The organism is Enterococcus sp. DIV0703, assembly GCF_051711065.1.
GTDB classification, from domain to species: Bacteria; Bacillota; Bacilli; order Lactobacillales; family Enterococcaceae; genus Enterococcus_B; species Enterococcus_B hirae.
This window is the reverse complement of sequence record NZ_JBIOLX010000001.1, coordinates 2,452,501-2,474,974: the sequence shown is the minus strand read 5'-3', so window position 1 is coordinate 2,474,974 and position 22,474 is coordinate 2,452,501. Positions and strand designations below refer to the sequence as shown.

Below are 22,474 nucleotides of genomic sequence, written 5' to 3'. Positions count from 1 at the left end.
TGAGACAAATCATCTCAATAAAAAAAGCTTGAATTTTTAATTCCTTTTTTTTAAAGGAGATTAAAAGTTCAGGCTTTTTTAGTAAGTGATATTTTTCTAAGACCAACCAGATTTTCATTGATCAACTATTCTTTCTTTTCCAGTGCGCGCTGTCTCATTTTGATTACATAAGCTCCGATTTCATAGTTGGCCATCTGAAAAGCGTTGTTAAAATCAATGGCGAGCAATTGCTCTACTTTATGCAAACGATAGCGAATAGTTTTAGAATGGAGAAACATTTTTTCAGCAGTTTGTTTATAGTTACGATTATTTTGTAAAAAACAGTAAAAGGTTTCAAAGAGATCAAAGTTTGTTTGAGCGAGTGCCACTAAGTTTTGAGGAAGACTTTCTTCGATGGATTGAAGTTGTTCTTCTTGAATAAAATGTTTGAAGATACCGATGTCTGCTAATGTCACAATCGGACCATTGTAAAAATCTCGATTGAAATTCAGAATATCAAGACATTCAAATAATAGTTCTTTGATTCCTTGTTTGGGTTTCAAGCTACTGATCGCAAAAGTTAAGTAGGGATTTTCTAAGAGAAAGTCTTGGACGACCCGTTGCAAATAAGCTTTTGTGATCGGTCCATCCGCCTGATCGAAATTATATAAGACAGCCGAATAGTGATGCTGATCAAAGAAGATTGCTTCTTTCTTTAAGGTTCGCAGTAGTGAAATGATCCGGGTTTTCATTAATTGTGTTTGGGTATCTTTTGTCGGAAATACAATAGTTTGATAAGAATCTTTTGACAACATATGGACTTCATGAAGTAAACTATTTAATTCATCAGGATTTTTAGGCGTATTTTGTAAAATGGCATCTGCTAAATTGTTCAACCGGGTGTAACGTTCTTTTTTTAAGAGACTTTCGGTATTGAATTTTTCTTGGAGGGCATCAATTGCATTTTCGATAATCACTAAATCAGTTTCTTTGACGACATCATCTGGAAGATAGACTAAAAGTAAACAGTTTGCTGAATAATTATTGAAAATCGCTACTTCAAGCGCATAGTGTTTTTGAGGGTTGGTATGGGCATATAGTGTTAACAAGGAATAATCATTTTTGGTGAAATCAGTGTTGCGCAAAGTTTCTCGTGCTAAAACAATTGCATCTCGAGGAATCTTCCCATCGCTGATTTCGATTCCTTTGTCGATCAATTTTAATGAAAAGGGTAATTTTATAATTCGATAAAATTCCTCCATAATCGTTTCAATAGAGGAAGACTGGCGTTCTAATTGGTTGAAACGTTGACGAACTTCATAATACGTTCGGAGTATATGGGACTGGGTATTTAACAAAGGTTCATAAATCGTCAAAAGGATTTTTTCATAACTGACCTCTTGCTTAATCTTGATCAAAGGAATACGGTACTTGAAACATAGATGGATAAATCGGTCAGGAATCGTTTTGATAAAACGGTCTGTCTTTAAAATCAACCCACTGATTTCGATTTGGCACATTTTAACAAAAAAATCTTCTAACTCTGCTTCCGTTAAATCATTTAAAGCGTAAAAAGAAGTGAGAATCAATTGATTTTTTTTACTCCAATTCTCAATATCGATCGCTTCTAAGATCATCGCTGTTGTTACTTCATTGTCTAAACCGATGTCTTTCGTTAGGATCTCGCCTTTTTTTAATTCACCTAGTGTCAAAAGCTCTTTTAGTTTCATCGTTTCCTCCTTTTTCCCCTTTATGGATAAAAATTATAGCATTTTTTTAGAAATACGTCCGATGAAAACACTTTCTTAATGTCCTACAATAATAGTGTCAAAAGAAAGAGGAGGAGAAGGATGTTAAACACAGTCATTTTAAAAAATAATTACCAAGATTCAATCAATCTGATGCTTTTAACAAACAAAATCAACTCACTTGAACAAGTGGTCATGAGTCAAATCATGATGGGAACAGATGCGAATAAAGATATTTTAAATAATACCAATTTGTTAACAGATGAAGCAAAAACTGCCTCTCCAAATGATCTGATGATCGTGGTTTCAAGTGAAGACCCAAAAATAATGGATCAAGTACTACCGCTAGTCGACACGTTTTTAGCTGATTTGTCTGCAAAAAGTACTACGAAAGATAACCAAACAGTGACTTCTTGGCAAGAAGCATTGGATCTTTTACCAGGGGCAAATGTTGCTTTGTTCAGTATTCCAGGAGAATATGGGGCAGCAGAAATGGAACGTGCGTTGAAAAATAATTTACACGTTTTTTCTTTTACAGATAATATTGCGATTGAAGATGAAGTACGTTTGAAAAAACTAGCGCATCAAAAAGGGTTATTAATGATGGGACCAGATTGTGGTACGGGGATTCTTTCTGGCATTCCAATTGCTTTTACCAATGTGGTCGCACCTGGAAATATTGGAGTCGTAGGCGCATCTGGCACCGGCATCCAAGAAGTGACGACGATCATTGATCGACTAGGTGGCGGCGTGGTCCATGCCATCGGTACAGGTGGGCGAGATCTCAGTGACAAAGTCGGAGCAACTACCGTTAAAGATGCCATTATTGCTTTGGAACATCATGAACCTACCGATGTGATCTGTGTCATTTCCAAGCCACCTGCAAAAGCTGTGCGCGATGAAGTCGTACAATTATTACAGAGCATCACAAAACCGGTTGTTGCGATTTTCCTAGGGGAAAAGCCAACAAACCATGAAGGAAAAGTTTATTTAGCCCATACCTTAGAAGAAACTGCTCAAATCGCTGTTGATTTAGCAAATGAGCAAGTAATCAAGAAAAACTACTTTCAATCAATAGAAAAACCCGATGTGCCAGTTTTACCACAAGAAAAAGTGGTCAAAGGATTATATTCTGGTGGAACTTTAGCTGCAGAGGCAGGAATGCTGATCTCTGAAGCGTTGGATCTTGGTGGCTTAGTGAAAACGGAAGGCTATGTTTTAAAATCGCAAGGGTATGAAGTGATTGACTTAGGCGATGATCGCTATACTCAAGGAAAACCTCATCCAATGATCGATCCCGAAGTGCGGATTCAAAAGATTCAGGAATATGCTTCGGCACAAGATACGGGCGTTATCTTACTTGATGTCGTTTTGGGCTACGGAGCGCATGAAGACATGGTTGGTGCGCTACTACCAGCGATCCAAGAAGCACAAATGCAGGCTGAAAAAGCAGGGCGATTGCTTTATTTTGTGGCGACAGTTTGTGGCACGGCCAATGATCCGCAAGATCGTCAATCAGCTGTAGATCGGTTGCAAGAGGCAGGAGTATTTGTGACTGAAAGCAATGCCAAAGCTGTTCAGTTAGCTCTCCTATTAAAGGGTGTCACGTTATCTGAAGTAGATAAAGAACTACTTCCTTATACTGGGAGAACGGTAGAAGTTCCTCAACCGAGTGAACGTGTCATGGAATTACTGACGACAAAACCAAGAATCATAAACGTTGGTCTGCCAAGTTTTACTGAATCGATCCTTGCTTATGGTGGACAAACCGTTCAATTTAATTGGCGACCAAGAGCAAGTGGTAATCAAAAAATGATCAAACTTTTGGATAGCTTAGAAGAATACAACGAAAAAATAGAAGAAGAAAATCAACAAGTAACAGAAAAAATCAAAAATGCGCAACCATTCTTGATTGATGTAGTACCAGCAAAATCAGTGATTCCAGAGTTAAATGAGCCAGCAAAGAAAACGTTACTCCACGCTGGACCGCCCATTACTTGGGAAGGAATGACCGGTCCGATGAAAGGAGCTTGTCTTGGAGCAGCACTCTTTGAACGTTGGGCAGAAGACGAAGAAGAAGCCAAAAAATTATTTGAGGCGAATGAAGTCCGCTTCATACCTTGTCATCATGTACAAGCTGTTGGACCGATGGGAGGAATCACTTCTGGTAATATGCCGGTTTTTGTTGTAGAAAATCGATTAGCAGGAAATCGAGCATTTTGTATTTTGAATGAAGGAATCGGCAAAGTACTTCGTTTCGGTGCCTATTCGCAAGAAGTAGTGGATCGCCTTGATTGGATCAAAGAGGTATTAGGACCAACAATTGCTGAAGCGCTGGCGCTGACCGACAATGGGTTGAATCTAAATGTGTTGATTGCACGTTCTATCACGATGGGGGATGAATTTCATCAACGCAATATTGCTGCCTCGTTGAACTTTTTGAAAGAGCTGGCACCATTGATTATCCAAACGACTATTGCAGAAAAACAAAAATACGAAGTCATCAAGTTCTTGGCGGACACGGATCAATTTTTCTTGAATATCATGATGGCAACAGGGAAAGCCATGGTTGATGGTGCACGGCAAGGCAGTAAAGGGACAATTGTAACCACCATGACACGTAATGGGGTTGACTTTGGTATCCGAATCGCGGAAACAGGAGATACATGGCATAAAGCACCGGTAAATACCCCTAAAGGACTGTACTTTACAGGTTTCAGTGAAGCAGACGGGAATCCTGATATTGGTGACAGTGCCATCACGGAAACGGTCGGGGTTGGCGGAATGGCGATGGTTGCAGCTCCTGGCGTGACACGATTTGTCGGTGCTGGAGGGTTTGCGGATGCACTTGCCACTTCTAATGAAATGGCTAAGATCTGCGCCACCCATAATGCTACTTTTTCTATTCCAACTTGGGATTTTCAAGGGACTTGTTTAGGAATTGATATCCGAAAAGTGGTAGAAACAGGAATCACTCCTGTCATCAATACTGGAATCGCTCATAAAAATCCAGGAGTCGGTCAAATTGGTGCAGGAACAGTTAGAGCCCCACTTGCTTGTTTTGAAAAAGCGTTAGAAGCCTATGCTGAGAAACTAGGGATTATCATTGACTAGAGAAAATTGTAAAATCAGTGATTATTTGATTCCATTGCATCAGTTTGGGAAAATCGGGAAAATCCACAGTGTCTTTAATCGGTCATTTAATATTGAGATTGGCGGACAGTTGATCAATCTAGCGGATTACTATGATTATCTTTCTAGCTTTGGTATTAATTTACCTCACTCTCTATTTCAGGAGTTGTTACCATTTATCCAACAAGGAAATCAAGTAAGATTCAGTGAAGAGGAATTGCTGATTTATAGTCGAGCAGGCGTCAAAAAAATTCATTTGAGCCCCTCTACGATCGTTTCCTTGGATCTTCCCCAATTAACGTTGACGAAAGCGCAACAGGTAACCTTGAAAACAAGGTTAGAAGAACAACACCTAACAAATAAAATCGGTCTTCCGCTTGATAATCGAACTCGTCATTTTTTTGAGAAAATGAGTCAAAAAAATCATTACTGGCGTTCGGAAGAATGGCAGGAGTTGATTCACTATTTAATTGGAAGAGGACAAGGATTAACGCCAAGTGGTGATGACATTTTAATCGCCTACCTGCTCATGTTGACAATTTGTTCAGATGCTCGAGGAGACGCTTTGATGCGTTCCCTTGAGCTGACTGAATTAGCTACAACTGATGTCAGTAAGGCCTATATCATTAGTTCTATGAAAGGTTATAGCAATTCTTTCTTTTATCAACTAATTTTCGCACTTTCCCAAACGGACTATGGAAAACTAGATCAATTGATCGCAAAATTGATGGCTATTGGTCACACATCGGGCAAAGATTTATGTTTTGGGCTGTTATTAGCTTTACAAGGAATAGAAAACGAAAAGTGAGGGAAGAGACATGGAGAATAGCAAACAACAGCAAGCAGTCAGGGTAGGAAATAGCTACTGGATCAAAGTAGTCGCTATTTTTTTCATCGGTTGGATTCTCATGTATGCAACACGAACCATTTTCAATCCGATCATGGGAGTGGTTGGTGAGCAGTTTGGTCTGAGTAATACTCAACTAGGTTTAGCAAATAGTATTTTTTTCTTAACTTATGCGATCGCACAGATTCCTTTTGGGATAATCGGTGACAAGATCGGTCGAAAATTGATTATTACGGTTGGGTTTCTTTTGTTAGCTGTAGCTACTTATTTTAGTGGTTTAGCGACTACTTTCGTATTGTTTTTAACTATTCGAGCGATCGCAGGAATTGGACAAGGGGCTTACTATGGACCACAATTTGCGTTATCTACTGAAGCAATCCCCAAAAGTAAACGAACGATTGGAAATGCCATTATTAATAGCGGCATGGCTTTTGGTACTTCTGGGGGTTATCTGTTATCCAGTAAATTAGTATTAGAAAATGGTGAATCTTGGAGTAAACCGTTCTTTATTATGGCATTACCCACGTTGATTGTGGGGCTTTTGTTCTATACAGTCTTAAAAGAAAAAGTGATTCGTCCAGGAGAAGAACCAGAAGAAGAAACAGGTCCTAAAGAGAAAATTTCATTAAAACAAATTTTTAGCAATCGTAATTTAGTGGCTGCGTTCATTCTCTGTTTTACCAGTATTTATGCCAATTTTGTGATTCTTACTTGGTTACCACAGTTTTTAATCGCTGAGCGTGGTTTTACTGGAGCAAGTGTTGGTTTTATTTCTTCTTTGGTACCTTGGGCATCGATTCCTGGAGCGCTCCTTTTTGCACGGATCAATGATAAAACCGGTGCTACAAAAAAATTAGTTTTTCTTTTGGTTCCTTTGGCAATTCTTTCAGTCTTTGCGATTGCTTTTGTCACCAATCGAACGTTGTTGATCTCGGTCTTGATCTTGTATGGATTGACTGGCAAATTAGCCTTAGATCCTATTATGGTAACTTTCGTAACGAAGCATGCACCTAAATCGGCATTAGGAACGTCCCTTAGTGCATACAACTTCATCGGGATGTCTGGCTCGATTCTAGCACCTTATGTAACGGGGTATCTAGCAGATACTTCAGGATCAATGCAAGTTGGCTTTTACTTATCCTGTGTATTGTTAGCCATTGGTTTGTTTCTCTTTGCATTTTTAGCAAAAGAAGAAACGTTACCTAGTGAATCATAAAAAGGGAGAAGTTGAGCTAAGTCTGTCGTGGTTGAAAAATACTCATTTGTGTTTTCAACGCAGATGGGACAGTAGCTCTAAAATAGCTCTAAAGTAGCTCTTAGGATAAGTCACATCAAGAATCGGTTGTTCTTAGATAAATAGGAGAATTTGTAGTTCATTACACGATATAGATAGTAGGTAAATGAGAAATGAGCTACTAGGAGAGTTCTTTAATGCCAGTGATTCGACAAATGAGGTAGAAGACGATGAAAAAATTATCCATGATCACGCAAATTAGTCTAGCTTTATTCATTGGGATCATTGTGGGGATTATTTTTCCTGAAAGTAACGTTGTATTGAAACCAATCGGTGAAATCTTTTTAAGACTGATGCAGATGGTAATCCCCTTATTGATTTTAGGACAGATCATTCAAGCACTCGGAGGTATTCAGCTCAAAGAATTAACAAGCATTGGAGCAAGGACCATGGCTGCATTTGCAGTTTCTTCCTTTTTAGCAGCTGCTTGGGGGATAGTAATTGCTGTTTTCTTTCATCCGGGACAAGGTATCAGCTTAAGAGAATCACACGAAACAATTCAAGTCCAAGAGATTTCACTTCAAGAAACGTTCATCAATTTTGTACCCAAAAATATTTTTGAGTCACTCGCACAAGGGACGATCATCCAGCTCATTGTTTTTGCGCTATTTTTTGGCTTGGCGTTAAATCATTATTTACAAAAGCACCCTGAATCACAGCTTTTCCAACTGGTGATTGATTTTAACGAAGTAATTATTACAGTAATCAATTATGTGATGCGCTTGGCTCCAATCGGGATTTTTGCACTGGTCACGTCAAGTATTAGTCAACTAGGGATCCAAGTGATTGTACCGTTGTTGAAGTATTTACTGGTTTATAGTGTCGGCACGATCTTGTTTTTAGGTTTTTGGCTGTTGATCATTACTCTTTTTTGCCATTTAAACCCATTACGAGTCATTCGTAACATGAAAAACATGTCGCTAGTGGCTTTAGCAACCACTTCTTCAGCGATCACTTTGCCTGTGGAACTAGAAGAAGCACAATACAAACTTGGATTAAGCAAACGAATCACTCATCTGGTGTTACCTTTAGGGATGTCATTAAATAGTAATGGTTCAGCACTACACATGACTGTGACGGTAATGACGATCGCTCAAATGTACCAAGTAGATTTTGATTTAACGAAGTTGATTTATTTAGCAGTTGTCGCTACCTTTGTTTCGTTGGCAAATGCTGTGGTACCGGGTGCTGGACTTGTATCATTAGCAATCATCGTTCCACAAATGGGTTTACCCATTGAAAGCATTGCAATTTTTGGAGGAGTTGAATGGCTGGTTGGTATGTTGCGTACGATCTTAAATGTTCATTCAGATGTCTATTCAGCAATCTTGGTTGCTAAATCTGTCAATGAAATCAATCATGAGATTTTTAATGAAGGGTAAGAACGATTACAAAAAAACATCCTTTGAGAGGTGCTTATTCTCAAAGGATGTTTTTATTATTGTCAGTAGGAGGTAGGGCATACTTGTCTAACATCCGCCAAAGGATTGAAACCTCACTTTTTCTGTTTATTCCCACCAATGAAAACTAGACTACTGATTCTTCGTTTTCAGAAAAAATTAGAGTTGTACATTCGCCTCCGATAAGGAGTAAGGTAGATCTGATTTTGAACGTTTCTTACTAGTAGGAACAATCCCCAACTGATAAGCAATCGTGCCACCAGTCAGCAAGTCTTCATGTGTAAAGAAGAGTTTGCGATAGCTAGTTTCATTTCTTGTGATCTCATGGATAAATTGTTGTTGTGGGTGATTAGGGCTTGTTTCGATTGTTAAATGTTCACCATTAGACAACGTAAGCACAGCTTTGTCGACTAAAGGCATCCCGATGACATATTCACCTGTTCCTGGCGTGACAGGATAAAAGCCTAAACTATTAAAGATATACCAACCTGCCATGCTCCCATTGTCTTCATCTCCTGGATAACCGGTCGGGGTATCATCGAATGTTTGTGTCAGCAATTGTTTGATCAATGGTTGTGCCATTTCGGGTTTACCAATATAACTAAATAAATAAGGATAGTGGAAGCTTGGTTGATTGGAGATGGCAACTTGACCAAACTCGATCGCTGCCATTTCACTCATTTCATGGATCTCAAAACCATAACCGCCAACTTCAAAAGTCGGTGCTTGGTTACATAATTCAATCAGTTTTTCTTCAAATTGATCTGGTCCACCGTGAGCATTGATCAAACCAGCAAAATCATGGTAAACAGCAAAACTACTTTGCCAAGCGCTACCTTCTGCATAATCCTGACCCCAACGTGTGGAAGAAAACGGAGTACGGAATCTTCCTTCGGGATCTTTGGAACGCATGAAGCCAGTTTCCGGATCAAAGACATTTTGATAATTGAAAGATTGCTTTTGATAGTGTTGTGCGGTTGCTGTTTCATTCAAACCGGTGGATACTTGGCTGATACAAAAGTCACTATAAGCGTAATCAAGGGTGTGGTTGATTGATTCGTGGTAAGTATTTGGTACATAACCATATTTTAGATAATCAGTCGTTCCTTGACGTCCGTAATTTTGTTTTTCACTTTGGACCGTAGCGCCTTTTTTCATTGCTTCGAGAAATTCAGCCATTAAATCTTTACGGATTCCCTTAACCGAGGCATCAGCGATCACTGCATCAATCAATGTTCCTGGCATGAGTCCACGCTCATCTGGCGAAAGCCATTTTGGTAAAAAGCCAGTTTCACGATAGCTGTTCAAAAAGCCTTCAAGCATCTCTTCATATTTTTCGACAGCAATCAAAGAGTAAAGTGGATACACTGTTTTATAAGTATCCCAAAAGCCATTATTGGTATAAAGTACACCTGGTTTTACACTTCGACTAGTGGTATCATAATGGATTTTTTGTCCGGTCGAGTCGATTTCATAGAACGTTTGTGGGAATAAAAATACACGGTAGAGATTGTGGTAAAACGTCCGTAACTGTTGCGGATCATGATGCTCGACTTTGATTCGGTCAAAATAGTTTTGCCATTGTTGTGAACTATTCAGCAAATAGTCATCAGGCGTTTGATGTAACTCTTGTTCTAGATTAAATGAAGCTTGTTCAGAACTGATGAAGGAAGTACCGAAACGAATGACTTGTTTTTTTACGTCGCCAAAATAAATCGGAACCGACCCAGCGTCATCGGCTGCTAACTGTGACAATTCCTTTGATTGGATTGGCTGTTCAAAATGTAAGACAAAATAGAACGTAAAATCAGGATCTTCGGCGCCTGCAAAATGAGTGACTTGTCCTTCAATCGTATAGGGATCTTTTAGAACTAATTGATGTTTACCAGGAAACGACAAAAGTAAACCGCTCTCATTTTTGTGGTAATCAATGGTTAGGACACCACCGTACATGCTAGGGATCAACGTGGAGCGAATACCATCACGTAATTGGTTGATCGTTAAATGAGTTGGACAGAATGTGCTTTCTTCTGGACGATACGAACTTTGTGCATGGAACAGGGTATTTTCAGGTAATAACCCATTGATCGGAGTGAAGACAAAATAGCTGAAGTCACCCATCCATGGACTTGGCTGATGAGTCAAACGGTAGCCTTGGAAGGTGTGATCGTCAGGATGGAACCACCAGCTACCTTTTTGATCAGTTGTCTGTGGGGCAAAGTAATTCATCCCAAAAGGAACACCAGTATAAGGCTGGCAGTTCCCATTTGAGAAGTTCGCTTGATTGGCTGTACCGTGACGAGTATCAATATGTTGAATGTTCATGTTAAATCTCCTTTGTTGAGTGTCGTTTGATAAATGAGACTGGTTGGCTCGTATCTTCGGGAATGTTATTTGTTTTGAGCCAAGTGATCAAAGCATTTCCTGCAAGTTCTCCTAGTTGGTGGAAATCTTGAGCAATCGTTGTTAATGGTGGATCAACTAAAGCGGCTGCTTGGATATCATCGAATCCAACGATCGAAAAATCATCTGGGATACGATAGCCTTGTTGTTTTAAATGATTCATCGTTTGAATAGCTACCAGATCGTTTTCGCAGACAAACGCAGTGACCTGATGTTCACTGATGTAGGTCAGTAACGTTTCAATCGTAGTGCCTTTTGCATCTAAAGTTGTATGAAACGGCAAATTGGCTTTGTCCAAAGCTTCCAGGTAACCCAAGTATCGTTGTCGGACAGATTGTGGATGCGCCTGTTCACCAAAAAGATAGGCAATCTTTTTATGCCCTTTTGAAATCAAATGAGCCGTAGCCAAAGAACCACCTTGGAAATTATCTGAAAGGACAGTTGGAAAAGGAAGTTCATAGATTTTTTTATCTAAAACAACAACTGGGAATTGTTTCAATGATAATTCAAAGAGCAGATCCAGATGTTGATCGGTCGCAAACGCATAATAAATCATTCCGTCAAATTCTTGCATGATTTCCTTCGCCGTTTTGTTTGCCAGAAAATCAACAGTCGTCATCATGACCTCTAACTGATTTTCTTGCATCACTGGATTTAGTCCTTTTGTAAAATCTCCGACAGAAAGGTCAGATAAAAAGGGAAGTAGGAACAGGATGCGACTATTTTTAATCACATCGTTTCTATTAAGATCACTAGTCGTTGCTTTGACAAAACTGCCTTTTCCTCTGACACGATAAATCAGACCTAATTGTTCTAATTCAGTTAATGCACGTTTAGAAGTGATTCGACTCACTTGATACTTGGTGGACAATTCCTTTTCGGTAGGTACCTGGCTGTCAACAGGTAACGATCCATCAGCAATTGCTTGTTGTAAGTCATGAAAGATTTGTTGGTATAGTGGTTGATTCATAAAAGCACCTTCTTATAAGATATATCATATAAAGATCATAGCATAAAACCACTAAAAGTAAATAAGAAAAATCTCATTTTGAAAGCGTAGACAATTGTAAAACGACGAGGTATAATCCTCTTATGATATACCAATAAAGAAAAGAGGAAAATAAATGGCATACAAAGATATACCAAAGTCAGTTCAACAGTTTATGGATGAAATTACTGCAAAATGTGGGGAAGAGCATGCAGATTGGGCAACGAATTTCTCTGCTGCCTTTGCTAATACATTGTTAACGACAGTCAAAAGACATGAAGACGGGACGACTTTCTTATTAACTGGTGATATTCCAGCGATGTGGTTGCGTGACTCCACCGCTCAAGTCCGCCCATATTTAGTCATTGCAAAAGAAGATGAAGACTTAGCTTCGATGATTAGTGGGCTTGTCAAAAAACAATTTGAATATATCAACATCGATCCATACGCAAACGCATTCAATGAAGAAGCAAATGGAGCGGGGCATCAAAGTGATCACACTGAAATGAATGACTGGATCTGGGAGCGTAAATATGAAATCGATTCCTTATGTTATCCTATCCAATTAGCTTACTTATTATATAAGAACACTGGTCGAACGGACCAATTGAATGATTCGTTTGTTGAAGGAATCAAAAAAGCCTTACATGTCTTCAAAACCGAACAAGATCACAATCAATCTCCTTATACTTTCGAAAGAGATACGACGAGGAAAGAAGATACCTTAGTCAACGATGGACGTGGAAGTGCAGTTGCACCAACTGGAATGACTTGGTCTGGTTTTCGTCCAAGCGATGATGCGTGTCAATATGGCTACCTCGTTCCTTCAAATATGTTTGCTGTAGTAGTGTTGGGTTATATTGAAGAAATCTTTACGAACATTCTCACGGAAGAAACAAGTAGTAAAGCAATCCTTGAAGAAGCCAAACGTTTAAAAGAAGATATCCAAAAAGGAATCGAAGACTATGCGTTGACTAAAAACCAACAAGGAGAAACCATCTATGCTTATGAAGTTGATGGATTAGGAAACGCTTCTATTATGGATGACAGTAATGTACCTAATTTGATTGCTGCTCCGTATTTAGGTTACTGTTCTACCACAGATGAACAATATTTGGCAACGAGAAAAACGTTACTAAGTAAAGAGAACCCTTACTTCTATGAAGGGAAATATGCAAAAGGGATCGGATCATCTCACACTCCAGAAAATTACATCTGGCCGATTGCATTAGCGATGGAAGGGATGACCACTGAAGATAAAGAAGAGAAAAAGCGGATTTTAGACTTATTAGTTGCGACAGATGCTGGTACACATTTGATGCACGAGGGGTTTGATGTCGATGATCCAAACAACTACACCAGAGAATGGTTCTCTTGGGCGAACATGATGTTTTGTGAATTAGTGATGGATTACTTTGATATTCGAGTAGCGAAATAGGAGGAATAAAATGAAAAAGAAAGTATATATCATTTCACACAGTCATTGGGATCGTGAATGGTACATGGCTTATGAACAGCATCATATGCGTTTAGTCGAATTGATGGATGATCTTTTGGAATTATTTGAAACCGATCCAGATTTCAATAGTTTCCATTTAGATGGACAAACGATTATTTTAGATGATTATTTACAAGTACGTCCAGAAAAGAAAGAAGCGGTGCAACGAGCAATTGATGCGGGGAAATTAAGGATCGGTCCTTTTTATATTTTACAAGATGATTTCTTGATCAGTTCAGAAGCGAATGTCCGTAATATGTTGATTGGAATGGAAGAAAGTAAGAAGTGGGGAACGCCTGTGATGCTCGGTTATTTCCCGGATACTTTTGGAAATATGGGGCAAACACCACAAATGATGAAACAAGCAGGACTTTCAGCTGCTGCTTTTGGACGAGGCGTAAAACCAATTGGCTTTGATAATCAAGTCTTGGAAGCAGAAAATTATTCTTCTCAATATTCTGAAATGTGGTGGAAAGGACCAGATAGCACAGAAATCTTTGGGTTACTGTTTGCCAATTGGTACAGTAATGGAAATGAGATCCCGGCTGAAAAAGAGAAAGCAAGAGCCTTTTGGGACCAAAAGCTGGCAGATGCAGAGCAATACGCATCAACCAATCATCTGTTGATGATGAATGGAGTGGATCATCAACCGGTTCAAAAGGATGTAACAGCAGCAATCAAATTAGCGAATGAATTATATCCAGAGTATGAATTTATCCATTCCAATTTTGTCGATTATCTTGCAGCGGTGCAAAAGGACTTGCCAGAAGAACTTGGTTCCGTTGAGGGAGAGTTGACCAGTCAGGAAACAGATGGCTGGTATACGTTAGCGAATACTGCTTCAGCACGTGTCTATTTAAAACAATGGAATACTAAAGTTCAAAGACAAATTGAAAATATTGCTGAGCCATTAGCAACGATGGCTTATGAAGTTACTGGTAAATATCCCCATGATCAATTAGATTATGCGTGGAAAACGTTGATGCAAAATCATCCACATGACAGTATTTGCGGGTGTTCGGTTGATTCTGTCCATCGAGAAATGATGACACGGTTTGAAAAAGCAGATGAAGTAGGGAAGTATTTAGCAGAAGAAGCGATCAAACAACTTGCCCAAGCGATCGACACTAGCAGCTTACCAGCAAAAAGCTATCCTTTCTTAGTTATGAACACGGCTGGATCAGCAAAGACTGGTGAAGCAGAAATAACGATTGAGTTAGAAAGAAAATGTTTTGCAGAAGGAATACCTGAGAAATTATATGAAGAATTAGAAAAGCAACCACCAAAAAGCTATCATGTAGAAACATCCAATGGTGAAGAAGTCCCTGCATCACTATCAGAAACATTTGTGACGTTTAATTATGATCTGCCAAAAGATCGGTTTAGGATTCCTTACATGGCGAGAAAAATCACGGTCACTTTACCAGTGAGCGAAATGCCAGCTTTTTCTTGGAACACGTATGTATTAATAGAAGGAAAAGCTAAAGAAGAAAAAGAGACGATGATCCAAAACGATGGACGAGTATTAGAAAATCAACAAGTTCGGCTAGAGATCCAACCGAATGGCACCTTGACGTTGAAAGACAAAACAACGGGCAAACAACTAGATGAATTATTGACATTCGAAGATGTTGGGGATATTGGAAATGAATATATCTTCAAACAGCCTGAAAATGACCAACCTATTTTATCAAAGGAAAATGATCAAAGTACCGTAGAAGTCGTAACTGATACGAGTGAATTAGCACAAGTAAAAGTTACCCAGGAATTATTGATCCCAGTAGCTGCTGATGAACGTTTAGCAAAAGAACAACAGATGGTCATTGAGTTTCGTCACCGTAAAGCAGGTCGTTCAAAAGAAAAGCGTGTGTTAGAAGTAACAACTGTTATCACTTTAAGAAAAGACAGCAAAAAAATCGACTTTGAAACAAAAGTGAATAATCAAATGGATGATCATCGCTTACGTGTGTTGTTTCCCACAAAGTTACATGTGAAACAACATCAAGCTGATAGTATTTTTGAAGTGGTTACCCGTCCCAATGATGTATCAAGTAGTTGGGAAAATCCAACAAATCCACAGCATCAACAAGCGTTCGTTCATTTAGAAGGAAACGATTATGGCGTAACAGTTGGCAATTATGGATTAAACGAATATGAAGTAATCGATGACAGTGTGATTGCGGTGACTTTACTACGTTGTGTAGGGGAATTAGGAGATTGGGGATATTTTCCAACACCAGAAGCCCAATGTCATGGGGTACATTGCTTTAACTACAGTATCGAAGTGCATCAGCCAGAAGAAAAATTTGCTAGTTACCATCATGCTTATAGCGCACAGATTCCTTTTTCTACCACGCAAATGGCGATTCAAACAGGAACCTTGCCAGCTGAAAACAGCTATTTAACTTGCGAAGGGGAAACGTTTGCAATTACTGCTTTGAAACGAAGTAAATTTAGTGATAAAGTAGTGGTGCGTGGGTTTAATCTGTCCGGTCTTGATTCACCATTACAAATCACTAAAAATGGGAAACAAGGGGAATTATTGAATCTGCTAGAAGAAACAGTTGAGCAAACGATTGCTCCGACCGTTAGACCTTATGAAATTCGGACAATCGGATTCGAGGAGGAATAAGCAATGTATGGTGGAATAGAAGCAGGGGGAACAAAATTCATCTGTGCCGTTTCAAATGAAGGCGTTATCGTAGAAAGAGTAAGTATTCCTACAACTACACCTGAAGAAACACTAAAGCAAGTATTTGATTTTTTTGATCAATATGAACTAGAGGCGTTAGGGATCGGTTCGTTTGGTCCGATCGGTATTGATAAAAATGCCGATAATTATGGGTATGTTTTGGCAACACCTAAACCTGGATGGGGAAACTACAATTTTTTAGGCAGCATCCAAGAACGTTACGGGATTCCGATGGCTTGGACGACAGATGTGAATGCAGCAGCTTACGGCGAATTGCTAAAAGGAGCCGCACAAGGGAAAAAGAGTTGTATTTATTTGACTGTCGGTACAGGGATTGGTGCCGGTGTGGTCCTTGAAGGAGATATCTTTTCTGGACTTGCCCACCCAGAAATGGGGCATATCTGGGTAAAACGTCATCCAGAGGATACCTATGAAGGAACATGTCCTTACCACAAAGATTGTTTGGAGGGATTAGCGGCTGGACCTTCAATTGAGGCACGAACTGGAATCAAAGGCCAAGAACTTCCTCAAGATCATCCAATATGGGACATCCAAGCCTATTATATTGCTCAAGCATTGATCAATTATACGTTGACGTTAGCTCCTGAAAAAATCATTTTAGGTGGCGGAGTGATGAATCAAGATCACTTGTTGCATAAAATTCGACAACAATTCGTTGAGTTAATGGGTGGGTACATGGAAACGCCACAAGTAGATGAATACATTGTACGCTGGGGTCTGCCGAATGAGAGTGGAATTATTGGCAGCTTGCTTTTAGCAGAAAAAGAACATGGTAAACAATAAGGTGTATATATTCTATATATAGTAATAAAAAACGGCTAGAGGTGTGTCCCTAGCCGTTTTTTGATTGTGATCAGTAATGGATCGCTCCTTACAATAGTGTCTTTACCATAAACCAGGGAGGGCTTTTGCGACAATGGTTTCTTGCGTGAAAGGATGAGACATGTGTAATTCTAACGCATGGAGCATGAGACGGTTCGCAGGCCGTGTTTGGTAAAGTGGATCGCCGACAATGGGATGACCAATGTGAGAGAGATGGACCCTGATTTGATGGGTACGTCCGGTTTCCAAAACACAGTAAACCTGAGTCTGACCATTCACTACTTGATCAACGGAAACATGTGTGAGAGCCGTTTGACCTTTATGAGGATCTACCACCCGTTTTCTGCGATCGTGCCGATCACGACCGATTTTGTCTTTCAAAATCAAATCCTCTTTGATTGTTCCCCAGACAAGTGCTTGGTATCGTCGATAAATCTTCTTTTGTTCCAACATTCTGCCTAGGATAGGTAAAACAAAGGGATTTTTAGCAAATAAAATTGCACCACTTGTTTCTTTGTCCAATCGATGCACGACATAAGGGCGTTGCTCTTTTTTCTTTAAATACGCAGCTAAGTGATTCAATAAAGTATCATTTTCGGTTGGTTCATTCGGATGAGTTTTCATGCCGGCGGGTTTATTGACAATGAGTAAATGATCGTCTTCATATAATGGTTGGACGAAGGAAGATTTACCCAATTGGACTTCTTGGTATTGATAATCAGTTTCTTCAAAACGTAACGTAATATGGTCACCAGCGTGGACTTCAAAATGAAATAAGGCAGGTTCTTGATTGATCCACACATTTTTTCTTATACGTAAAAAGTGGCGGACTTTTCTTGGAACGAGCCATTCTTGTTCTAATAATTCTCGAAGGGTGGTTGTTGGCTGAGTGTCAGGTAACGTGATCGTGATTTCCATAAAAATACTCCTTTTAGCAAAAATGCAGCTCTATTGTACCATTTTTAAAACTTATTTAAGAAAAAAGTGACTAATTTCTGATACTTCTTATGCTAAACTATCGTCAAAACTTAAAAAAACAGTTTGCCTACATCTCAAGCAGGAAGAATGAAGAACGTACCTGTGGTAGAATAAGGCGATTCAATCAAATAGACAGGAGAAGAATAAATGGATTTTCAAAGCATTTTAAGTAAAATAAAAGCTGCTTTGATCAGTTTTTGGCATTGGATTAAACCTTATTTAGGGCGATTCCATCGATGGCGAAAACGTATATGGAAAAAGTATCATATCAATAAACTGATCCTACTGATTGGCTTGATCTGTGTATTGATCGTCAGTATCTATCTTTTTATTTTAGCAAAACAGGCAAATGTCTCCACATTAAAATCGGGGCTAAGTCAGTCTACCGTTATCTATGATAAAAAAAATGAAGAAGCAGGCACCCTGTATGCTCAAAAAGGGACTTATGTGGAATTGGATGCAATCTCTCCAGATATCCAAAATGCGGTTATCTCAACCGAAGATCGCAATTTTTATCAGCATCATGGATTTGATATCAAAGGGATCGCTCGGGCAGCAGTTCGGATGGTCCTTTCAGGTGGCACTTCTGGTGGAGGTGGGAGTACAATTACCCAACAATTAGCTAAAAATGCTTATTTGACACTTGATCAAACTTTTGACCGTAAAGCAAAAGAATTATTTTTAGCCATTGAAATTGAAAAGAAATACAGCAAAGAAGAGATTTTGACCATGTATCTCAACAATGCTTATTTTGGAAATGGGGTATGGGGCGTACAAGATGCTTCAAGGAAATACTTTGGGGTAGATGCTAATCAGGTTAATTTAGCAGAAGCGGCAACGTTAGCTGGGATGCTTAAAGGTCCGGGTATCTATAATCCGATCGATCATCCAGAAAATGCAAACAATCGAAAAAACACCGTATTGAGTGTTATGGAAGAAAACGGCAAGATCACGAAACAACAATACCAAACGGAAAGCAAAGTGGATATCAAACAATACGTGAAAGATACGTATGATAATTCGGAATCAGGCTATCGCTATCCTTATTACTTTGATGCCGTGATTGATGAAGCAGTCAATGATTATGGTTTGGATGAAGAAGATGTGATGAACAAAGGATACAAAATCTATACATCACTTGATCAAAATTATCAAAAACAATTAGAAACAACGTATCAAAACAATGCACTATTTCCGGCAAATGCTGCGGATGGGGCGATGGTTCAATCCGCATCAGTCGCATTAGATCCTAAAACTGGTGGAGTTGAGGCGCTGGTAGGGCGACGTGGGGAACATGTTTTCCGGGGATTCAGTTTTGCAACACAAATGAAACGTTCTCCTGGCTCAACGATCAAACCTTTGAGTGTGTATGCACCAGCGTTAGAAGCGGGATACACCCCAGCAAGTATTTTGAAAGATGAACCATTATCTTATTATAAAGCTCATAATTACGACGGAACGTACCGTGGTGAAGTACCGATGTATCAGGCGGTTGCTGAAAGTTTGAATCTTCCTGCTGTATGGTTGCTTCATGAAATCGGTCTTCAAAAAGGTTATGATAAAGCAGAAGAATTTGGATTACCTCTATCGAAATCAGATAAGTATTATGGTTTAGCATTAGGTGGTTTAGCTAAGGGAGTTTCGCCGTTAACGATGGCTGGAGCTTACAGTGCATTTGCTAACGCTGGTAAAATGTACAAACCACATCTGATTACTAAAATCGTGGATTCAACGGGTGCAGTAATTGTTGACAAGACCAATGAAAAACCTAAACAAGTCATTTCAGAAGAAACGGCTAATCAAATGACTTCAATGCTGCTTGGGACTTTTTCTAATGGGACAGCCGTTGCAGCTAAACCGGCTGGTTATACAGTCGCAGGGAAAACAGGAACGACTGAAACCAATTTTGATCCTACCAAAGCTAACGATCAATGGATTGTTGGCTATACACCTAATGTCGTGATTTCAACTTGGATGGGATATGAAGAGTCTAGTGAATTGCATTATTTAGCAGGAACAAGTGGGAATGTGGTTGGTAAAGTCTTCAAATCGGCCGCAGAAGGCATTCTTCCTTATACTGAGCAAGAGCCTTTCCCTGTAGCAGATGCATATGCGACTGGCGGAAAAGTAGTTCCTGCTGATCAAGTCAATAATAATACGCAAACCAATGAGAACTCAGAACAATGGAAAGAAAATCTGAATAAATACGGGGAACAAGCTAAAGATGGGCTGAAAAATATCGGTGATATGGTAAAAGAAGGCGTAAGAGGTTTAGGTGAAGCTGCGAAAGATCTCTGGCGGAAATATCAAGGACAGTAATCCTATGAAAAACGATAAACAAATGGTACAATAAAACTAAACGATCTATAGAAAAGAGGCTAACTATGTCAAATATTTATGATAGCGCAAATCAAATCGAACGCGAGATTCGCGAATTGCAAGAATTCAAAGCTTTAGAAGAAGCCTATGCAAAAGTTAAAGCAAATGAAGAAGCACATCGTCTATTCAAAGATTTTCAAGCGATGCAAATCGAATTGCAGGAAAAACAAATGAGCGGGCAAGAATTTAGCGATGAAGATGCAATGAAAGCGCAAGAAATGGCAATGAAAATTCAATCAGAAGAAGTGATCAATGATTTGATGCAAAAAGAACAACAATTCAGCACGATCATCAATGACTTGAATCGCATCATCATGACACCAGTTAGAGATTTATACAGCGAATAATTAACGTTGTAGAAAATAATTTAGCCAGAACAAGCAAAAGCAACGTAAAACAAAATTGTTTTGCGTTGCTTTTTTAGTATGAAGAAATCAGACGGGGATAACTCATAGAAAATTAGCTTATTTTTCATTGTTTAATAAATAATTATTGTTAACCTAGCTATAATAGCTGATTTTGTCTATTATAGAAGCGTAGAAATGTCTATTCAAGTAGTGAATTTCTCTCATATAAAGCAAGGAGGTGGAGCGATGAAATACAAAAAATTTTCTTGGAAAGATTTTTGGGAAATCAGTGGCTCGTATCTTTTCACGATTATTTTGCTACCCGCATTTTATTCTTTAACTACAAATCAGCCATTAACAAATGTTTTTAGCGACCAATATCTGATCGATATTCTTCTCTTGTTTCTTTTTGTGATCTTGCCATTAGCTATTTATAAAGGTGTGCGGTATCGAAAGTAAGATATGAGAGATATTTGATGATTGAGTATGAAAATAGCTAGCCATTGCAGTAATCGTCTGAAGTACCGATGAGTCTAAATAAGAAGATAGGCAACTAAAGTAGGTTAGACCAATAGAGAGAAATAAAGTAAGGTGCTACTAAAATTAATTTTTAGCTTGACCATTCTTTTTTTTAATGGTAAAGTAATTGACGTTGCTGAAAAAGAGAAAAAGATAGTGAAATTTATTTAGAAAAATTCATTGACATTTACTTTTTAAGGTGATAAGATAACTGAGTCGTAAAAAAACGATAGCTTACGAAGCTTGATTCTATCGAAAAAAACTTCAAAAAAGTTGTTGACAAATAACAAACGACGAGTTATGATAAATGAGTTGCTGAAACACTTCTAAAAAATGAAGTCGAAAAAAACTTTTAAAAAAGAGTTGACAAACAAACGTCACTCTGATATGATATAAAAGTTGCTACGGCAATCTCAACTGATTAGCTTTTAATCAAGTAGACCTTTGAAAACTGAACAAAGCAAAGACAAACCAAATGTGTAGGGCGTCTTGATTGATTCAAGACAACAAACATTTTTAACAAGCAAGCAATATGCTAGCAAACAATTGAGCTTAACAATCGCAAGATTGTTCGAACTTTTTATGAGAGTTTGATCCTGGCTCAGGACGAACGCTGGCGGCGTGCCTAATACATGCAAGTCGAACGCTTCTTTTTCCACCGGAGCTTGCTCCACCGGAAAAAGAGGAGTGGCGAACGGGTGAGTAACACGTGGGTAACCTGCCCATCAGAAGGGGATAACACTTGGAAACAGGTGCTAATACCGTATAACAATCGAAACCGCATGGTTTTGATTTGAAAGGCGCTTTCGGGTGTCGCTGATGGATGGACCCGCGGTGCATTAGCTAGTTGGTGAGGTAACGGCTCACCAAGGCGACGATGCATAGCCGACCTGAGAGGGTGATCGGCCACATTGGGACTGAGACACGGCCCAAACTCCTACGGGAGGCAGCAGTAGGGAATCTTCGGCAATGGACGAAAGTCTGACCGAGCAACGCCGCGTGAGTGAAGAAGGTTTTCGGATCGTAAAACTCTGTTGTTAGAGAAGAACAAGGATGAGAGTAACTGTTCATCCCTTGACGGTATCTAACCAGAAAGCCACGGCTAACTACGTGCCAGCAGCCGCGGTAATACGTAGGTGGCAAGCGTTGTCCGGATTTATTGGGCGTAAAGCGAGCGCAGGCGGTTTCTTAAGTCTGATGTGAAAGCCCCCGGCTCAACCGGGGAGGGTCATTGGAAACTGGGAGACTTGAGTGCAGAAGAGGAGAGTGGAATTCCATGTGTAGCGGTGAAATGCGTAGATATATGGAGGAACACCAGTGGCGAAGGCGGCTCTCTGGTCTGTAACTGACGCTGAGGCTCGAAAGCGTGGGGAGCAAACAGGATTAGATACCCTGGTAGTCCACGCCGTAAACGATGAGTGCTAAGT

General features: G+C 39.3%; 14 protein-coding genes and 1 rRNA gene (1 of these 15 cut by a window edge). 11 read left to right on the top strand and 4 right to left on the bottom strand.

Going from position 1 to position 22,474, the window contains the following annotated elements; genetic code table 11:
* Positions 1–125: 125 nt before the first annotated feature.
* The gene (locus IGK81_RS11310; RefSeq protein WP_010720926.1) at positions 126–1,709 is read right to left on the bottom strand and encodes a PucR family transcriptional regulator; all 1,584 of its coding nucleotides are present in this window, start codon (positions 1,707–1,709) and stop codon (positions 126–128) included.
* Positions 1,710–1,829: 120 nt separating this feature from the next.
* Between IGK81_RS11310 and fdrA the strand changes: the two genes are divergently transcribed.
* The 4 genes from fdrA (at position 1,830) to IGK81_RS11290 (ending at position 8,382) form a co-directional block, all read left to right on the top strand.
* A complete protein-coding gene (fdrA, locus tag IGK81_RS11305) occupies positions 1,830–4,841 on the top strand; it encodes a DUF1116 domain-containing protein (RefSeq protein ID WP_034700419.1) in 3,012 nt (1,003 codons plus the stop codon).
* Positions 4,834–5,667 (top strand): DUF2877 domain-containing protein, encoded by an 834-nt coding sequence (locus IGK81_RS11300; RefSeq protein ID WP_034700417.1) that lies wholly within the window; start codon positions 4,834–4,836, stop codon positions 5,665–5,667. Before fdrA ends, IGK81_RS11300 begins: the two co-directional genes overlap by 8 nt.
* Before the next feature lie 10 nt (positions 5,668–5,677).
* Positions 5,678–6,922, top strand: coding sequence for an MFS transporter (locus IGK81_RS11295; RefSeq protein ID WP_034700416.1), 1,245 nt, complete (start codon positions 5,678–5,680; stop codon positions 6,920–6,922).
* Positions 6,923–7,170: 248 nt separating this feature from the next.
* Positions 7,171–8,382, top strand: a complete 1,212-nt coding sequence (locus IGK81_RS11290) for a dicarboxylate/amino acid:cation symporter (protein WP_034700415.1) — start codon at positions 7,171–7,173, stop codon at positions 8,380–8,382.
* 177 nt (positions 8,383–8,559) lie between these two features.
* Here IGK81_RS11290 and IGK81_RS11285 read toward each other — a convergent pair whose 3' ends face one another.
* Entirely contained in the window at positions 8,560–10,779 is a 2,220-nt protein-coding gene (locus IGK81_RS11285) for a GH92 family glycosyl hydrolase (RefSeq protein WP_080704621.1), read from the bottom strand.
* Complete coding sequence (locus tag IGK81_RS11280; RefSeq protein WP_034700412.1) at positions 10,727–11,773, bottom strand: GntR family transcriptional regulator; 1,047 nt, start codon at positions 11,771–11,773, stop codon at positions 10,727–10,729. Before IGK81_RS11280 ends, IGK81_RS11285 begins: the two co-directional genes overlap by 53 nt.
* Positions 11,774–11,927: 154 nt before the next feature.
* Between IGK81_RS11280 and IGK81_RS11275 the strand changes: the two genes are divergently transcribed.
* Genes IGK81_RS11275 through IGK81_RS11265 form a run of 3 tightly spaced genes read left to right on the top strand, consistent with a single transcriptional unit; the run spans position 11,928 to position 16,785 of the window.
* Positions 11,928–13,229, top strand: coding sequence for a glycoside hydrolase family 125 protein (locus IGK81_RS11275; RefSeq protein ID WP_034700410.1), 1,302 nt, complete (start codon positions 11,928–11,930; stop codon positions 13,227–13,229).
* A 10-nt stretch (positions 13,230–13,239) separates the two neighbouring features.
* Positions 13,240–15,921, top strand: a complete 2,682-nt coding sequence (locus IGK81_RS11270; protein ID WP_034700408.1) for an alpha-mannosidase — start codon at positions 13,240–13,242, stop codon at positions 15,919–15,921.
* A 3-nt stretch (positions 15,922–15,924) separates the two neighbouring features.
* Entirely contained in the window at positions 15,925–16,785 is an 861-nt protein-coding gene (locus tag IGK81_RS11265; protein WP_034700407.1) for an ROK family protein, read from the top strand.
* A 102-nt stretch (positions 16,786–16,887) separates the two neighbouring features.
* Here IGK81_RS11265 and IGK81_RS11260 read toward each other — a convergent pair whose 3' ends face one another.
* Positions 16,888–17,742, bottom strand: coding sequence for an RluA family pseudouridine synthase (locus tag IGK81_RS11260; RefSeq protein ID WP_034700405.1), 855 nt, complete (start codon positions 17,740–17,742; stop codon positions 16,888–16,890).
* A 207-nt stretch (positions 17,743–17,949) separates the two neighbouring features.
* On the opposite strand from IGK81_RS11260, the gene IGK81_RS11255 reads away from it, so the two are divergent.
* The 4 genes from IGK81_RS11255 to IGK81_RS11240 form a co-directional block, all read left to right on the top strand.
* Positions 17,950–20,121, top strand: a complete 2,172-nt coding sequence (locus IGK81_RS11255) for a PBP1A family penicillin-binding protein (protein WP_034700403.1) — start codon at positions 17,950–17,952, stop codon at positions 20,119–20,121.
* Positions 20,122–20,186: 65 nt separating this feature from the next.
* Positions 20,187–20,528 (top strand): YlbF family regulator, encoded by a 342-nt coding sequence (locus tag IGK81_RS11250; protein WP_010720913.1) that lies wholly within the window; start codon positions 20,187–20,189, stop codon positions 20,526–20,528.
* A 246-nt stretch (positions 20,529–20,774) separates the two neighbouring features.
* On the top strand, positions 20,775–20,987 hold the full coding sequence (locus tag IGK81_RS11245) for a hypothetical protein (protein WP_034700401.1): 213 nt from the start codon (positions 20,775–20,777) through the stop codon (positions 20,985–20,987).
* Between the two features lie 638 nt (positions 20,988–21,625).
* A 16S ribosomal RNA gene (locus tag IGK81_RS11240) occupies positions 21,626–22,474 on the top strand (it continues 711 nt past the right edge of the window).